This is a genomic window from Rickettsia argasii T170-B, assembly GCF_000965185.1.
In the GTDB taxonomy this organism is placed as follows: Bacteria; Pseudomonadota; Alphaproteobacteria; order Rickettsiales; family Rickettsiaceae; genus Rickettsia; species Rickettsia rickettsii.
This window is the reverse complement of the sequence record NZ_LAOQ01000001.1, coordinates 46,882-64,578: the sequence shown is the minus strand read 5'-3', so window position 1 is coordinate 64,578 and position 17,697 is coordinate 46,882. Positions and strand designations below refer to the sequence as shown.

The window sequence follows — 17,697 nt, the reverse complement described above, 5'->3', positions numbered from 1 at the left end:
CACAGAACCTAGAAAATTTCAATAATTTAAATTTCTAGACGTATGGTACGTTAACAAAATTATTTTAATCAATAAGATTTTTAATGTAATAGCTTTATCCTATTTCAAAAAAATAACTTAAATTAGCTTTAAATTAACTTCTTAAAATCCAAAAAGCCTTATTTTAGTAATTAAATTTGAATAAGGCTTTTTGGATTTTAAGAAGTTAATTTAAAGCTATAAAATATTTCATCTGTAATGCAAAAACATTAGGTCCTGTAAAAAAATTAATCTATACTTAGTTATTTTTGATTGAGAATTATAAGATTTTTCTTTGAATAAAAACAACTGTTTCAACAAAAATCTTATTAATTTTTACTTACAAACATCTAAAATACAAATAATTCAACTTTTGCTCCAGCAGCTTCTAACTTACCTTTGATTTCGTCTGCTTCTGCTTTTTTCACATTGCTTTTAATCGGCTTTGGAGCTTCATCAACTAATTTCTTAGCTTCAATTAAACCAAGACCTGTGATATCTTTCACAACTTTAATTACTTCAACTTTCTTGTCACCAGCAGCTGTTAAAACTACTTCAAACTCAGTTTTTTCAGCTACTGCTTCAGCCGCAGGAGCTGCTGCACCGGCAGCTGCTACAGCTACAGGAGCTGCTGCAGATACACCCCATTTTTCTTCTAACATTTTCACAAGCTCAGCTGCTTGCATTAACGTTAATGATGATAATTGTTCTTCAATTTTAGCTAAATCTGCCATAATTTTTTCCTTTTTACTTTTTTTATATTGAGAGATTACTACATCAGGCATTTTAAAGTTAATTAAATTCTTTTGTGCTTCAAATTATAAGACTTTTTTAAAACTATAAAAGCTCTTTAATTATCAATTAAAATACCTGATGCAGTAACCTTTAAGTTAATTTTTACTAGCATGTGCTTGCATTACTCTCGCCATACTCGAAGACGGGGCTTGTAAAACACCTACAACCTTAGTAGCCGGTGCTTGTAATAACCCAACAATTTTACCCCTAAGCTCATCAAGTGCAGGTAGCTTAGAAAGTTCTTTTATTGAATGTTCATCTAATACGTGATTATCGACTATTCCACCGATAATATTAAGATTATCATTAGCCTTAGCAAAATTAACTACTAATTTTGCCATCTCAACCGGTTCTTTAGAATAAACAATAGCAGTAGGACCCGAAAATAAATTAGCAATACTATCAAGCCCTGTTTGATTTGCAGCTATTTTTGCTAAAGTATTTTTAACTACTTTAAAACCTGCTTCTTTAGATTTAAGTGCTTCTCTAAGCGAACTCATTTGACTAACGGTTAACCCGTGATAATGAGTAATAATTATAGAGGGCGATTCTTTATAAATATTTACAATATCCTCTACTGCTACCGATTTTTCTGATCTTAACACCTTTTAATTCTCCTTTTATCATACAGTTTAATATATTTAAACTGATACAAATGCTTAAAATAACAAAATTTTTTTATTATTACTATACTACCGTTAAACGGCTATAAAAATTATGCTATACTAGTTAAATCTATTTGTACCGATGCTCCCATAGTAGAAGATAAATACATTGCTTTTAAATAACTCCCTTTTAATCCGGCAGGTTTTGCTTTAATTACTGCCTCAATAAACGCATTTAAATTTTTTAATAAAGCTTGGTCTGAAAAAGATAATTTTCCAAGCCCTGCATGAATTATACCTGCTTTCTCTGCTCTATATTCTACCTGACCACTTTTAGCATTTTTAATAGCATTTTTAATATCTAAAGTTACGGTACCAAGTTTAGGGTTAGGCATTAAACCTTTTGGTCCTAAAATTCTTGCAACTGAACCTATAGCTGCCATCATATCGGGAGTAGCTATACATACATCAAAATTAATTTTCCCTGCTTTAATTTCATCAATAATATTTGTTGAACCTACTAAATCTGCTCCGGCACTTTTAGCTTCTTCTTCTCTTTCTTCTTTACAAATAACGGCCACTCTTACGGTTTTGCCTGTACCGGCAGGTAAATTAACTACACCACGTACCATTTGATCGGAATGCCTAGGATCAATTCCAAGCTTCATAACTATTTCTAAGGTTGGGTCAAATTTAACATATGATGCTGATTTTAATCGTTCAACTGCATTTGTTAAATTATATAAAGTATCTGATTTTACTTTTTCTCTAGCTTCTCTTATGTTTTTACCGCCGCTAATTTTTACAGCGACATCTTTCTTATTTGACATAATAATTAATTCCCTACTACTTCAAGTCCCATAGATGCAGCACTACCACAAATAATTTTTGTTGCTGCTTCAATATTTTTTGTATTTAAATCAGGCATTTTTAACTTTGCAATTTCACGACAATCATCCATAGTAACTTTACCTACTACTGCTTCTTTTTTAGTAGCACTAGAACCTTTAGTAATTTTAGCATACTTCTTTAAAAAGTACGAAGCAGGAGGAGTTTTTATTTTAAAAGAAAAACTACTATCTTCATAAACGGTAATTACGGTTGGCAGAGGTATTCCTTTTTCCATACCTTGCGTAGCATCATTAAAATCTTTACAAAATGCTACAATATTAACTTTTCTTTGTCCTAGGGCCGGTCCTATAGGAGGTGCAGGAGTGGCTCCAGCAGCCGGAATTATCAAGTTAATATAACCTTTTATTGCTTTCTGAGACATTTATAAATATCCTTATTTTTCTCTTAAATTAATATTACTTTGTAACAATTGCATGGATCTTGTTTCCCATCATTGCAAGACAAAACTGTAAGTTTTGACAAAACAAGGAAGAAAAAAATTCTGTAAATCAGAAGTTTTGTATTATTTCTTTTAGATTGCCACGCAGCCTACGGCTGCTTGCAATGACGACGCATTATCCCGCAACAATGACATCCTAAACATTCGCACAATACAGCTTAAGTAATTTATAAACCGTATTTAGTCCAACTTTTAATCATTTTTCTTTACTTGATTAAAATTTAGTTCTATTGGAGTTGCTTTACCAAATATTGCAACTGAAACTTTTAACCTATTTTTTTCTTGATCTATTTCTTCTACTGTACCCATGAAAGTTTCAAAAGGACCGTCTATAACAGTCACTATTTCACCAACTTCATACAATTTAGAATTCTTTGCTTCTTTAGCTTCTGCTTCCAAATTATTAAAAATATTTTGTATTTCACTTTCTGTAAGAGCTTTTGGCGTGGTTTTGCTTCCTAAAAAGCCGGTTACTCCAGATATATTTTTTACTAAATGCCAAGATTTATCAGTCATATTCATCTTTATCAAGATATAACTCGGCATTAGTTTTTTTTCTACCTTGACATTTTTACCGCGTTTAACTTCAGAAACTCCAAAAACAGGTATTAATATATCTTCAAAAAAATCCGTCATGTTCTGTTTAGCGATTTTTCTAAGCATATCTTCTTTAATGCGTTTCTCTGCTCCTGATGCCGTATGTACTACATACCACTGCTTTACATTTTTTTCAGAAGAAGGCAATATATTATCTATACTCTGTTCTGTCACAATTTATTCCTTATACTATTTGCCGATATTAAGCAAAAGCTGCATTATGTTATGTATACTATAATCAAGTACCAAACAAATTAGGCTAAAAATAAAAACTGCTACTACCACTACTAATGTTGAAGCAACAAGCTCTTTTCTAGTTGGCCAAACTACCTTATAAGTTTCTTGTTTAACTTGTTCAAAAAACTTATAAATTTTATATTCTTTAAACATATTTTTGTTAGGTAATTTATTAGACTTCTTACAAAATTCTACTTCTAGAGGCAATCGAGACGATGATCCAGCACTGGAATTCTCACATACTAGTATGTACTCTGCAATTCGAGGTGAAGTACCTCTTTCAAATTTCTCTCTATAAGCAAATTTTGTAAAATTCTATATTTTATAGCAAAAAAGCTCTAAGCCTATAATGGCAGGAGCGACAGGTATCGAACCCGCAACCTCCGGTTTTGGAGACCGGCGCTCTACCAATTGAGCTACACTCCTATCATATTTTTAATAAAAAATCAATAAAATTTATTAAAAATATTTGTTACTATTAAAAAATTACTATAATAAACAGTACTTCTAATTTATAAGCTGCCACGGTAAAACAACATTTATTTCTGTAAGACGTGACACCTCACCCCTAAATTATTTTTTAGCCTTAATAAGATCAGCTACTTGACTCGGCACTTGATCATAATGAGAGAATATCATACTAAACTGAGCTCTACCTTGCGATAAAGACCTAAGCGTATTAACATAACCAAACATTTCCGCTAAAGGAACATTCGCAGTGACTACTTGAGCATTCCCTCTTGGATCCATGCTTTGAATTTGTCCTCTACGACTATTTAAATCGCCTATAATATCACCCATATATTCATCAGGAGTGATAACTTCAACTTGCATAATCGGCTCAAGTAATTTAGGATTACATTTCGGCATCCCTTCTCTAAATGCTGCCTTTGCAGCAATTTCAAACGCAAGTACACTAGAATCTACATCATGAAACGCACCGTCAACTAAAGTTGCTTTAAAATCAATCATAGAATAACCAGCAATAATACCGGTTTCTCTAATATTATTTAATCCTTTTTCAACACCTGGTATATATTCTTTAGGCACGGCACCGCCGATGATTTTACTTTCAAAGACAAAAATTTTATTTTTATCTTCATCTTTTAGATCTTTTACCTCTTTTAGAGGCTCAAAAATAATTTTTACACGAGCAAATTGTCCTGCACCGCCGGATTGTTTCTTATGAGTATAATCAATTTCACAAGCTTTTGTTATAGTTTCACGATATGCTACTTGAGGAGCTCCAATATTTGCTTCGACCTTAAACTCTCTTCTCATACGATCAATGATAATTTCTAAATGGAGTTCTCCCATTCCTTTTATCACTGTTTGTCCTGTTTCATGATCAGTTGACACTCTAAATGATGGATCTTCAGCTGCTAAACGAGAAAGTGCGAGGCCCATTTTTTCTTGGTCGGCTGTTGATTTAGGTTCTACCGCAAGCTCAATTACCGGCTCTGGAAATTCCATTCTTTCTAAGATTACTTGCTGATCAATATCGGATAACGTATCACCTGTGGTAGTATCTTTAAGACCTGCTAAAGCTACTATATCACCTGCTGATGCTTCTTTTACGTCTTCACGATTATTAGCATGCATTAATAGCATTCTACCGATTTTTTCTCTTTTATTCTTTACGGTATTAATAACAGTTGTTCCTGAAGTAATTTTACCTGAATATATTCTAATAAAAGTTAATGAACCGACAAACGGGTCATTCATAATTTTAAATGCTAAAGCTGCAAAAGGCTCAGTTACCGAAATAGGGAAATCTTTTTCTTCACCAGTACTTACTTCCATACCTTTTACTATACCTATATCAATAGGCGAAGGTAGGAAATCTACTACGGCATCAAGTAAAGGCTGTACCCCTTTATTTTTAAAAGCACTACCACATAAAACCGGATAAAATGCTGCTGAAATAGTACCTTTTCTGATTAATCTTTTAATCTCTTCTGCTGTTACTTCTTCACCTGATAAATATTTTTCCATAACATGATCATCTAACTCAACAACCATATCAAGTAATTTAGCACGATATTCTTCAGCTTTATCTTTCATATCGGCAGGTATATCTTCTTCAAAATACTCAGCTCCAAGTGCTTCATCTTTCCAAATCACTGCTTTCATTTTAACAAGATCAATTATACCTTTAAAATTTTCTTCAATCCCTACAGGCAACTGAATAACAAGCGGTTTTGCTCCTAAACGATCTTTGAGCATTTCAACGCATCTATAAAAATCTGCTCCCATTCTGTCCATTTTATTGACAAAACACATTCTAGGAACATTATATTTATCTGCTTGCCTCCAAACCGTTTCTGACTGCGGTTCAACACCTGCTACACCGTCAAATACTGCAACCGCACCGTCAAGCACACGAAGCGAACGCTCTACTTCGATAGTAAAGTCAACGTGTCCAGGAGTATCGATAATATTAATTATTTTATCTTGCCATCTACAAGTAGTAGCAGCTGAGGTAATGGTTATACCGCGTTCTTGTTCTTGTTCCATCCAATCCATGGTAGCACCACCCTCATGAACTTCACCTATTTTATGCGATTTACCGGTATAATATAAAATACGTTCGGTAGTTGTGGTTTTACCGGCATCAATGTGGGCACATATACCGATATTACGAATATGCTCAAGTTTATTTATTTTACTCATTATACCCTACCTTATTTCATTTTTTTAGGGCTAAAATGAGAGAAAGCTTTATTAGCTTCGGCCATTTTATGAGTATCTTCTTTCTTCTTAATGGCAACGCCTCTATTATTAGAAGCTTCAAATAGCTCTTCAGCAAGTTTATCAATCATCATTTTTTCAGAACGTTTTGACGCAGCATTAATAATCCAACGGCTAGCAAGGGCATATCCTCTTCTTTCATCAACATGCGTCGGAACTTGATAATTAGCTCCTCCAACCCTAACCGAAGTTACTTCTAAATGCGGCTTCACGTTATGCATAGCATTATTAAAGGTTTGATACGGATCAACTCTATGCTTCTTTTCAATTTTATTAAAGGCTGAATAAACAATTTTCTCTGCAAGGGCTTTCTTCCCTTCTTTCATAATATTATTGATAAATCTTGACAGTAAAATACTGTTATATTTCATATCAGGTAAAATTACTCGCTTTTCCGCGGCATGACGACGTGACATTTTATTTTTTCTCTCTAACTAATAATTTATTTTTTTGTAACTGCAACTTGCTTACGAGGAGCACCGTAACGTGACCGACCTTGCTTACGTCCTTTAACTCCGGCAATATCATAAGCACCAAGTACGATATGATATTTCACCCCCGGAAGATCAGGAACCTGACCGCCTCTTACTAACACCCTATCATGTTCCTTTACACTATGCTTTTCACCAGGAATATATGCATTTACGGTTCTTTTATTACTTAAACGCACCGTTGCAATCTTACGAAGTGCAGAGTTAGGCTTTTTAGGGGTAACGGTTTTTACAACTAGGCAAACACCGCTTTTAAAAGGATTAGATTCTAAGGCAGGAGATTTGGTCTTACGAGTTTTTGACTTTCTCCCAAAACGTACTAATTGATTATATGTCGGCATTAAAAAAAAATACTCCAAAAAAAACTTATATACGATAATTAAAGGGTGAAAAATACTTCCACCCTTTATTTTCCACCATTTCTAAATACAAATTACAAGAATTTGTAAATTACACTAAATTTAAATTATAATTACTTTTTCCATAAAAGCAAGTATGTTTTAATTAACAATCATTTTTTTCTCAATTATTTTTGCTATAAAGCTGATTAACATCACTAAAATATAGTAACAGCACGCAGCAATAAGCATTGGAAAAAAATAATTATATGTTTCAATTGATACAATTTGTGCTCTACGCATTAAATCCATTTCTCCAAGCATAGAAATAATGGCTGATTCTTTAATCAAATTTACAAGCTCATTTACTAATGACGGAAAAATATTTTTAACTGCTTGCGGCAGAATTATATCTTTCGTTATTAAAAACTTTGGAATAGCAAGAGCTTCAGCCGCTTCAAACTGCCCTTTATCAACTGCATTAATCCCTGCCCTGATTACTTCGGAAACATATGCTCCCGAATTAAGAGAAAAAGAAATAGCTCCCGCCATAAACACACTAAATTTAATGCCTATGATATAAGGTGAAGCAAAATAAATAATACTTAATTGAATTAATAAAGGCGTTCCTCTGAAAATAGAAGTATAGAAATTTGCAAAAAGCCTTAAAGCACGATTTTTATTTACCTTACAAATAGCGAGCAGCATCCCTATTACTAAACCGAATATAACGGCAATAACGCTATATTTTAAAGTTACCAAAATTCCCTCTACAATAAAAAAGATTTTTGGATAGAATTTTATTAAATACTCAAACATATTTTATATATATTTTTTTCTTGTCATACCGCGGCTTAACCGTGATATCTAAAAAATAAACATTTTTGGATCGCGGGATAACATTAAAGGTTTCTAGATTCCTGCTTTCGCAGGAATGACATAAGAACATTAATCAGTACACTCTCTTCACCGGCGGGACTGCTGTTACTTCATCGGTTAAAGTAGTTAAAGTCACAGGTTTATAATCAAGAACTACTTTACCTGCTTCATCGATAGAGCTAAGAGTATGCTTCATCCAATCCCCATCATTACGATCAGGATAATCTTCACGTGCATGAGCTCCTCTGCTTTCTTTTCTTGCAGCTGCCGAATATACCGTTACTAAAGCTTGATCAAATAGATTATCTAGCTCTAAGGCTTCCACTAAATCGCTATTCCAAATTAAAGATTTATCGTTAATTTTTATATCTTTATAGCTGCTTCTTATTTCACTAATCATTCCTGCTCCTTCATCTAGTACCTCTTGAGTTCTAAATACCGAAGCATGGCTTTGCATAGTTCTTTGCATTTTAAGCCTTAACTCTGCAACTAAAATATTACCGTTAGCGTGACGGACTTTATCAAATCTATTTATAATTTTTTCAAGGCTTGCTTCTTTTATAGACTTGTGGGGACTCGCAGGCTTAATAAGCTCGGCTGCTTTTAATGCAGAACTTCTACCAAATACTACTAAATCAAGCAAAGAATTTGATCCTAATCGGTTAGCACCGTGTACCGATACGCAAGCCGCTTCACCGATTGCCATAAGCCCTTTTACTACTCTATTATGATTTTTACCGTCTTTGATTATGACTTGACCGTGATAATTCGTCGGTATCCCACCCATATTATAATGTACCGTAGGAAGCACCGGTATCGGCTCTTTAGTCACGTCAACACCGGCAAAAATTTTAGCCGTCTCAGAGATACCGGGCAAACGACTATGTAAAATCTCAGGCGATAAATGATTTAAATGTAAAAATACATGATCTTTATGCTCGCCGACTCCTCGCCCCTCTCTGATTTCTATAGTCATTGCTCTTGAAACTACATCTCTTGAAGCTAAATCCTTTGCAGCAGGAGCATAACGCTCCATAAAACGCTCACCGTTTGCATTAACGAGATATCCCCCTTCACCTCTTGCCCCCTCGGTAATAAGACAGCCTGCCGAATATATACCTGTCGGATGGAACTGTACAAATTCCATATCTTGCAGTGGAAGACCGGCTCTAATCGCCATGCCGCCCCCATCACCCGTACAAGTATGAGCAGACGTCGCCGAAAAATAAGCACGCCCGTATCCGCCCGTTGCAAGCACTACATTATGAGCTCTAAAACAATGCAGACTACCATCATCTAAATTCCACGCAACTACGCCTCTACATTCACCATCTTCCATCAATAAATCAATAGCAAAATACTCAATGAAAAACTGTACTTTATGTTTTAGTGACTGTTGATATAAAGTATGAAGTATGGCATGCCCCGTACGATCTGCCGCAGCACATGTACGCTGAGCTGCTTTTCCTTTGCTGTACTCTGTTGTCATTCCTCCAAAAGGACGCTGATAAATTTTTCCCTCTTCAGTTCTTGAGAAAGGTACGCCGTAATGCTCTAGCTCTAAAATCGCATCGGGAGCGTTTTTGCACATATACTCAATGGCATCCTGATCGCCTAACCAATCAGAACCTTTTACCGTATCATACATATGCCAACGCCAATCATCTTCGCCCATATTCCCAAGAGCTGCACTAATTCCACCCTGAGCAGCCACAGTATGACTACGGGTTGGGAACAGCTTAGTTATACAAGCGGTATTTAGCCCTTCTTTAGCCATACCGAATGCAGAACGAAGACCTGCTCCGCCTGCACCTACAACTACTACATCAAATTTATGATGAATGATATTATACGCTTTGGTCATTAAATTAATTTTTTACTATTTTGACACGTGAATTGTCTACCTCTTTCACCCCATGGCTTGACCACGGGGTCCAGTAATCCAATACACAATAATGCTATAAATTGTTTTCTGGATACCGCAGTCAAGCCGCGGTATGACAATTTTTATCCTTTATAAAACAGCGCTACTACAAAAGCTACAATAGTAACAATGCAAAATAATTGCACTATTATAATCAATGTATTACGTAATTTATAACAACTGATATAATCCTCAATTACTACACGCATACCAAGCATCGCATGATACAACGAAATAACCACCGTAATTAACAAAGCTACTACATTAAAAGGCTTTTTAAGTTCCCACATAATAATATTTATATCATTATTTTTGTTGGTTAACGTAAAATATATTAGCCACACAGAACATAAAGCTAATATAATCCCCGTTACTCTTTGCAATAACCAATGATGAGAACCGCTTTTAGCAGAACCGCTATTTTTTGCTTTTACAATTTCTGCTTTAAAATCATATACCATTAATTTTCTCTATTATTTGTTTTAGCTTTTCGTCATTGCGAGGAGATTGCATAGCAATTGACCAAACAATCTCAGGCATTTGTTATTATTTCTGAGATTGCCACGTCGATGCTACGCATCTCCTCGCAATGACGTTTTTAATTACTACACCCATAACAATACCGTTAATAATACAGATCCTACCACTACACACCCACCGGTGATATTAACCAATTTTATAGAAAAACCGTAACCGATATCCCAAAATAAATGCCGAATGCCGTTACATAAATGATAAAACCAAGCGTAGCTAACAGCTACTAAGCATATTTTTATAATACAGCATTCAGCAAGCTGTAAATAATTATTGTCATATTTACTAAGAATCAACCACCACACCAAGATTGACACCGCAAAAAACAAAGCTACACCGGTCATACGATACAAAATTGATAATATAGAACTTATTTGCGGCTTATATATAGTTAAATGCGGTGAAGTTGGACGCTTATTATAAATTTCTTGTTTGGTTTTAGTCATATATTTCTAATAAATAAAAAAGGGTTATGTCATTCCCGCGGAAGCAAGAATCCAGTAATTAAAAAATACACATATACTGAATTTTTAAAATTAAAAGCTCTCTTTTTTCTGGATTCCCGCTTCCGCGGGAATGACATACTACACGTTTCAATCGGTCAACGACATCTATCTCTGCAACCAATGTCTTTCTACGGGCGATAAATCATCTGTCACTGCTCTCCTATCATCGAAGACAAAACATTCACCTTGCCATAAATTGTTCTTGTTTTGTGTATCTTCTAGATATTGCAGTATTCCACCCTTTAAATGATATACCTCATCATAACCTATGCTTTTAAGTAAGCTGGTGGATTTTTCACACCTGATACCACCTGTACAAACCATAGCAATTTTCTTACCTTTGAGCAATTCTTGATTCTGCTGAACCCAAGCAGGAAATTGTTTAAATGTTTTGGTATTAGGATTAATTGCTGATTTAAATGTACCAACCTCTATTTCATAATCATTTCGAGTATCTATTACTATAACATATTGTTTTGTGATAAATTCATCCCAATCTTTCGGCTCTATATATTCGCCTTTAAACAAATCAACATTTAAATAATCAACGTTCATTGCTACGATCTCTTTCTTAAGTCTGACTTTCAATTTCTGAAAAGGATGAACATCACTATAATTTATTTTAACGTTAACATCTTTGGGACCGGTCAGCTTTATCAATTCTTCAAGTACAAGATTCACATTTTCATATGAACCTGAAAAAGAACCGTTAAAACCTTCATTAGCTAATAAAATAGTACCTCTAACATATTTTCTTTTACCGATAAGCAAAAGTTTCGGTATCAAATTCGCCGGTTCTTCTATATTAACAAAACTATATGCACTTAAAATTGCTATTTTTTCATTCATAAATTATTTAGGTATTATTTTTACATTCTATGTCACGCCCGCGAAGGCGGGAATCCAGTAAAAGCTATAAAAAACTTATTTTTATAGCTTTATTTGATTAAATATGTAATTTTTGTATCAATGTTAAGGTTATTTTTCATTCCCGCGAAGGCGGGAATGACATAGAAAACTATATCTTACATAACCTGCAATGGTACGAACATATTACTACTACCCCTTTCAATCAGGAGCAAAATATTTTGCTTATCTGATTTTTTAGCATTTTCATATAATTCTTCTAGCTTACTTATATCGTCTATGCTTTCCTGATTAATATTGGTTATTAGATCACCAATTTTGAAGCTACTTTCTTCTTCATCAATATTGGTTATAACTATTCCCATTTTATCTTGAGGAATAGTATATTTTTGTCTTAGTTCTTCAGTCAAATTACCAAAAGTAATATTATTTTTAGTAATAGATAAATTATTTTCTTCTTTATTTGTTATTTCTTTCTTATTGGTCTCTTCTGTAGAATCTTTGGTAACCTCTTCATTATCCGAAGTAATTTTAATAGGTAATTCAAGCTCCTTTTTATCGCGAAGTATTTTTACTTTTACTTCCTGATCAATAGGAGCATCTGCAATAATTACACGTAATTTTTTAGTATTTTTAACCGGTATGTCTGCAAACTCTATTATTATATCACCTGTTTTAATTCCCGCTTTATCACCTGGACCATCTTCTTGTACTTTAGCTACTAACACCCCCCTAGTATTTTTAAGTCCTAACCCTTCAGAAATTTCCGCGGTTAAATCTTGTATTGTTACTCCAAGGCGTCCTCTACTTACTTTTCCATCTTTCTTAAGACGTTCGATTATAGGCTTTGCAGTATTTGACGGTATTGCAAAACCGATACCTATATTAGTACCGAGCGGTGAAAAAATTGCCGTATTTACGCCGATTACTTTCTGATCCAAATTAAACATAGGACCACCGGAATTACCGTTATTAATTGCAGCATCTGTTTGAATAAAATTATCGACTATATTGTCCGTATCTATATCGATATCCCGCCCTTTAGAAGAAATAATACCGCTTGTCACCGTACCGCCTAGATTACCGAACGGATTACCGATCGCAATAACCCAATCTCCTACTCTTGCATCATTTGAATCTCCAAACTCAACAAAAGGTAGAGGTTCCTCGCTATCTATTTTTAAGAGAGCTAAATCGGTTTTAGTATCGTTACCTATTAATTTAGCCGATAATTCGGTATTATCTGCAAGTTTTATATTAATTTTATCAACATTTGCAATTACATGATAGTTTGTCACTATTAAGCCGTTAGGTTCAATAATAAATCCTGAACCAAGCGGGACACTTTTCGGAGTTTGATCAACCTCTTCCAAATTCAGCGGTATATTAAGCTTTTCTAAAAAATCATTAACTTTTTCTTGCAGAGGATCTTTCTCGGCATTTTTTGATTTACTATTAACATATTCTATTGTTGAAATATTAACGACTGCAGGAATTAACGGTTCAACTATATCGGCAAAGCTATAACGGGCGGCTTCACTTACTTTTAAAGGAGCAGAATTTATTTCCGTAAATTCATTCTCTTCTTGAGCTGCTACTTTTAAAAACTTACTATTTTCTTTTGCTAGAACAACGTTACTTGATATTAAAACTATTATAACAAGAACTATTTTCAGATTAACCATATACTCCAAGTAAATAAAAAGTAGATAGAATAGTATACTACTTAGTTAGATTTAGATATTTTAAAACTTCAGCATCCGGTGAAATTACAAAATTAGTATTCTCGTTCTTTAAAGAATTTTTATATACTAAAAGTGATCTATAAAATTTATAAAATTCCGGGTCAACTGAATAAGCAGAATTATATATTTTTGCTGCTTTCTCATCGCCGTCACCTTTAATAATTTGTGCATCTCTATAAGCTTTAGCAAGTATTATTTTACTTTCTTTATCTGCTTTTGAACGAATACGCACGCTTTCTTCTTGTCCTTCCGCTCTAATTTGGGTTGCTTCTTTTTCACGTGCCGTTTGCATACGACGATAAATAGCCGCACTATTTTCTTTTGGTAAGTCTGCTCTTAAAATTCTAACATCTACAACATCAATACCGAAGCTTTTAGCTTCACCGTTCACTTGATTTAAGATATTTAACATTACGTTACTACGTTCCTGACTTAAAAGGCTACTTAGCGAGATTTTACCTATCACCTTACGCATTGACGATTCAAGATTACGAGTCAGCCTAATTTTCACACCTTGATAATCATGTACCGTTTTATAAAACATTACGGGATTATTAATTTGGAATTTGGCGTAGGCATCAACAATAACTCGTTTACCGTCAGCAGCCGTTAATTCTTTTGCCTCAACCTCAACATCTAAAAGACGCTTATCAAAAAATTCAACATTTTGAATAAACGGGATTTTAATATTCAGTCCTGGATTTTCTATAGTTCTAACTGCCTCACCAAACTGGAATACTACTGCAGATTGGCGTTGGTCAACTGAAAATAAGGAGCTAGAAATCAGTATCAGCCCAAAAACAATTGTAAAAATTATATAATAAATCTTTTGTTGCATTTAATATTCCTTGTTGTTTAGATGTCATTTGTGTATAGCCTTGATTTCGCGGGAATGACATAGCACCCCTATGGTTTAATAGCCATGTGCGGCAGTAGTGCATTATTAATAATCGTTTTATTTGAACCGCCTAATATCTCTTCGACTACTTCTAAATATAATCTATCTCTAGTTACTTGCCTACCTGTAGCATATTGTTTATAAATAGCATTAAATCTTTGGCTATCACCTTCTGCTTTCGATATAACTTCTGCTCTATAACCTTCTGCTTCTTGTATAATCTTTGCAGCCGCTCCTCTAGCTTCTGGCAAAATCTTATTATTATAGGCTTGAGCTTGATTTATTTCTTTTTCTTTATCTGCTTTTGAAGTTTGCACGTCTCTATAAGCGTCTATTACTTCGGCAGGCGGCTCGGCTTTTAATAATTGTACTTTCTCAATCATAACGCCAGCATTATAACTATCCAATATCTTCTGTGCTAATTTCTCTATTTTATAAGTAATCTCCTGTTTTTGATCAGATAATACCCAAGAAATAGGAGTATTGCCTATGACTTCCCTAACGGCACTCTCGACTGTTGCTTTTACTGTTTCTGCAGGTCTTTGTACGTTAAAAATAAAATCTTTAAGATTATTAATATGCCACATTACGTCACAATTTAAAGCAATGATATTTTCATCACCGGTGAGCATTATACTTTCACCGGCAATATTTTTAGTATTATCGCCACCGCTACGCAGAGAGCTATTTGTACGATAACCAATCTCAATCCGACGTGATTGTTTAACTTTCTCAACTATTATCTTTTCAAAAGGCGCCGGTAAATGATAATTAAGCCCGGGGTAGCCCTTACGCACAAAACGCCCAAATCTTATTACCGCTGCTTCTTCACCTTCTTTTATTTCATAAATACCCGAAGCGAGCCATAAAGTAACCACTGCGACAACAGCTAAAATTATTGTTTTAGCATTGAAATTAAACGGGCATTGAAATTGATCAAAGTTAAATTGATTTTTACGCGGTCTTGTAAATATGTTATCTTCTTTATCAGAATCAAAATCTTTCCATGGGGATTTTTTTAAAATTGAGATATATTTTTTATTAAGCATTTGCTTTGTTGTTTTATATTATTTTAAAGATGAGATAATTATATATATTATAGTATATAACGTCAAGTTACGAGCTTAAAACAGCTTTAAAAAGGAAATTTAATTATGGCGAATTTACACCAACGACAAATTATAGATAAAATTCAGCATATTACCTTTAAAGACGGTACTTTTTTAAATGAAGTTATATCGGATATTATAATTAAAGGTAATAATATCGGTTTCTCAATAGATATATCAGGTAAAAACAAGTTAGAAGCCGAAGAAATTAGACTTAAGGCAATTAATAAACTTAACGAGATTTCGGAAGTAAATAAAATAACAATTGTTTTTACCAAAAGTAAATCGATGGAGGAAAAAGTTCAAAAACCAAAACATTTTGTAGAAAATGTAAAAAAAATTATCTTAGTAGCGTCAGGTAAAGGCGGAGTCGGGAAATCTACAATATCGGCTCTTATCGCTCAGCAGTTAAGTCTAGCAAATTACCGAGTCGGGATAGTAGATGCAGATATTTACGGTCCGTCAATTCCGCATATATTCGGCATTAACGAAGTACCGCAAACGAAAGATGGACGAATAATACCGGTACTTGCTCAAAGCATCGCAATTATATCTATAGGCTTCTTCGTTAAAGACCACTCGGCAATTATTTGGCGTGGTCCTATGGCGAGTAAGACTATTTATCAATTATTATCGGTAACAAAATGGGATAATTTAGATTATTTAATTATCGATATGCCGCCGGGGACAGGTGATATTCATTTAAGTATACTAGAAAATTATCATTTAGACGGCGTAATAATCGTAACTACACCACAAAAAATATCAGAAATAGACGTAATACGTTCTATAGATTTATATCAAAAACTAAATTTACCTATTTTGGGAATAATTGAGAATATGAGCTATATGCTTAAAAATAATAGTGGCGGACATTTATCACAAAAATATAACATACCACTAATCGCTCAAATTCCGATCACACCGCAAATAGCCAAGGCTTGCGATAAATCACTACCTCTAACAAACTTATTAACATTACCTTTAGAGAAGTATTTACAATGAAAATACACGTATTAGCGGATGATAGAACAGGCAATACCCATCAGGCTATTGCACTTGCTGAAAAATTAACGGAAGAATATACAACAATTAAGCTTGAATATAATTGCTTAGCTAAGCTACCGAACTTTTTACTAAAATATTATCCTATTCATATAAAAAGTGAGCTATTGCAGTATCTTTTGGATAAGTCCCCACCTGATATGATAATTACCGCTGGAAGAAGAACGGCAGTACTAGCATTTTATTTAAAAAAGAAATTTAAAGATATCAAGTTAATACAAATAATGCAGCCTAATCTTCCTTACAATGCATTTGATGCCGTTATTCTGCCTTATCATGACCAACGTCATTGCGAAACCACAAAGTGGCTGAAGCAATCTCAGGGCTTTTTTACTAGATTGCTTCGTCAATACTTCGTATTTCCTCGCAATGACGACTTTAAAAACATCATCCCCATCAACGGAGCTATCAACAACGTAACCGAACAGTTCGCCGCAGCGAACTTGGAACTCCAAAAACATTATCCTAATCTTAAACAATTTATTGCAGTGATAATTGGTGGGAATAATAAAAAATTTAACTTCCATAAAGATGAAGCAGTTTTATTTGCTTCATTATTAAATAAAATATATACTAATCAAAAAATACCTTTTTTCATTAGCTTTAGTAGACGTACACCACACACTGTAAAATCAATTATTAAAAATAATATGCCGTCCTCCACAATTATTTATGACCCGAACGAAGACGCAGGCTATAATCCTTATATAGCTATGCTCTCCAAGGCAAAATATATAATCTCTACGACCGACTCAATCTCAATGTGCAGTGAAGCAGCTTCAAGCGGCAAGCCTCTTTATATATTCTGCCCACCAAACTTTAATTCTTCAAAGCATAAGATTTTTATAAAGCAGTTAGTAGCACAGAAGATAGCAAGAATTTTTGATAAGTCGGCTATTGATCTAGAAGAATATAGCTACAAACCCTTAAATGAAGCAGAAAGAGTAGCTGAAATTATTAAATCTTTAATCAAAAGCTGGTAATTAT

General features: G+C 33.9%; 19 protein-coding genes and 1 tRNA gene. 2 read left to right on the top strand and 18 right to left on the bottom strand.

What is annotated here, in order from left to right; genetic code table 11:
• Positions 1-368: 368 nt before the first annotated feature.
• The 18 genes from rplL to hflK form a co-directional block, all read right to left on the bottom strand.
• Positions 369-752 (bottom strand): 50S ribosomal protein L7/L12, encoded by a 384-nt coding sequence (gene rplL / locus RAT170B_RS00335; RefSeq protein ID WP_045805497.1) that lies wholly within the window; start codon positions 750-752, stop codon positions 369-371.
• A gap of 156 nt (positions 753-908) precedes the next feature.
• On the bottom strand, positions 909-1,418 hold the full coding sequence (gene rplJ, locus RAT170B_RS00330) for a 50S ribosomal protein L10 (RefSeq protein WP_045805309.1): 510 nt from the start codon (positions 1,416-1,418) through the stop codon (positions 909-911).
• A gap of 110 nt (positions 1,419-1,528) precedes the next feature.
• Positions 1,529-2,248 carry a 50S ribosomal protein L1 gene (gene rplA, locus RAT170B_RS00325; RefSeq protein WP_014013888.1) on the bottom strand — a complete coding sequence of 240 codons (720 nt, stop codon included), beginning with the start codon at positions 2,246-2,248 and terminating at the stop codon, positions 1,529-1,531.
• A gap of 5 nt (positions 2,249-2,253) precedes the next feature.
• A complete protein-coding gene (gene rplK / locus RAT170B_RS00320; protein WP_045805308.1) occupies positions 2,254-2,691 on the bottom strand; it encodes a 50S ribosomal protein L11 in 438 nt (145 codons plus the stop codon).
• Between the two features lie 270 nt (positions 2,692-2,961).
• Entirely contained in the window at positions 2,962-3,540 is a 579-nt protein-coding gene (gene nusG / locus RAT170B_RS00315; protein ID WP_014120529.1) for a transcription termination/antitermination protein NusG, read from the bottom strand.
• 15 nt (positions 3,541-3,555) lie between these two features.
• Entirely contained in the window at positions 3,556-3,756 is a 201-nt protein-coding gene (secE, locus tag RAT170B_RS00310; protein ID WP_004996644.1) for a preprotein translocase subunit SecE, read from the bottom strand.
• A 197-nt stretch (positions 3,757-3,953) separates the two neighbouring features.
• Positions 3,954-4,029 (bottom strand) — tRNA-Trp (locus tag RAT170B_RS00305).
• Positions 4,030-4,176: 147 nt separating this feature from the next.
• On the bottom strand, positions 4,177-6,276 hold the full coding sequence (gene fusA / locus RAT170B_RS00300; protein WP_045805307.1) for an elongation factor G: 2,100 nt from the start codon (positions 6,274-6,276) through the stop codon (positions 4,177-4,179).
• Between the two features lie 11 nt (positions 6,277-6,287).
• Positions 6,288-6,770: a 30S ribosomal protein S7 gene (gene rpsG, locus RAT170B_RS00295; protein WP_004996646.1), complete on the bottom strand. Its 483-nt coding sequence runs from the start codon at positions 6,768-6,770 to the stop codon at positions 6,288-6,290.
• Between the two features lie 26 nt (positions 6,771-6,796).
• On the bottom strand, positions 6,797-7,186 hold the full coding sequence (rpsL, locus tag RAT170B_RS00290) for a 30S ribosomal protein S12 (protein ID WP_004996647.1): 390 nt from the start codon (positions 7,184-7,186) through the stop codon (positions 6,797-6,799).
• A 159-nt stretch (positions 7,187-7,345) separates the two neighbouring features.
• Positions 7,346-8,002, bottom strand: a complete 657-nt coding sequence (locus RAT170B_RS00285; protein WP_045805306.1) for an amino acid ABC transporter permease — start codon at positions 8,000-8,002, stop codon at positions 7,346-7,348.
• Between the two features lie 133 nt (positions 8,003-8,135).
• Positions 8,136-9,926, bottom strand: coding sequence for a succinate dehydrogenase flavoprotein subunit (sdhA, locus tag RAT170B_RS00280; protein ID WP_045805305.1), 1,791 nt, complete (start codon positions 9,924-9,926; stop codon positions 8,136-8,138).
• A 143-nt stretch (positions 9,927-10,069) separates the two neighbouring features.
• Entirely contained in the window at positions 10,070-10,447 is a 378-nt protein-coding gene (gene sdhD / locus RAT170B_RS00275; RefSeq protein ID WP_014013881.1) for a succinate dehydrogenase, hydrophobic membrane anchor protein, read from the bottom strand.
• 144 nt (positions 10,448-10,591) lie between these two features.
• Positions 10,592-10,966: a succinate dehydrogenase, cytochrome b556 subunit gene (sdhC, locus tag RAT170B_RS00270; protein WP_014013879.1), complete on the bottom strand. Its 375-nt coding sequence runs from the start codon at positions 10,964-10,966 to the stop codon at positions 10,592-10,594.
• Positions 10,967-11,131: 165 nt separating this feature from the next.
• Positions 11,132-11,875 carry a rhodanese domain-containing protein gene (locus RAT170B_RS00265; protein ID WP_045805304.1) on the bottom strand — a complete coding sequence of 248 codons (744 nt, stop codon included), beginning with the start codon at positions 11,873-11,875 and terminating at the stop codon, positions 11,132-11,134.
• Positions 11,876-12,051: 176 nt separating this feature from the next.
• Positions 12,052-13,578: a Do family serine endopeptidase gene (locus RAT170B_RS00260; RefSeq protein ID WP_045805303.1), complete on the bottom strand. Its 1,527-nt coding sequence runs from the start codon at positions 13,576-13,578 to the stop codon at positions 12,052-12,054.
• Between the two features lie 37 nt (positions 13,579-13,615).
• Positions 13,616-14,476, bottom strand: a complete 861-nt coding sequence (gene hflC / locus RAT170B_RS00255) for a protease modulator HflC (RefSeq protein WP_045805302.1) — start codon at positions 14,474-14,476, stop codon at positions 13,616-13,618.
• A gap of 68 nt (positions 14,477-14,544) precedes the next feature.
• On the bottom strand, positions 14,545-15,585 hold the full coding sequence (gene hflK, locus RAT170B_RS00250; protein WP_045805301.1) for an FtsH protease activity modulator HflK: 1,041 nt from the start codon (positions 15,583-15,585) through the stop codon (positions 14,545-14,547).
• Between the two features lie 105 nt (positions 15,586-15,690).
• Here hflK and RAT170B_RS00245 point away from each other — a divergent pair, with 105 nt between their 5' ends.
• Complete coding sequence (locus RAT170B_RS00245; RefSeq protein WP_014013874.1) at positions 15,691-16,650, top strand: Mrp/NBP35 family ATP-binding protein; 960 nt, start codon at positions 15,691-15,693, stop codon at positions 16,648-16,650.
• On the top strand, positions 16,647-17,693 hold the full coding sequence (locus RAT170B_RS00240) for a mitochondrial fission ELM1 family protein (RefSeq protein WP_045805300.1): 1,047 nt from the start codon (positions 16,647-16,649) through the stop codon (positions 17,691-17,693). The genes RAT170B_RS00245 and RAT170B_RS00240 overlap by 4 nt, the downstream gene beginning before the upstream one ends.
• Positions 17,694-17,697 lie beyond the last annotated feature (4 nt).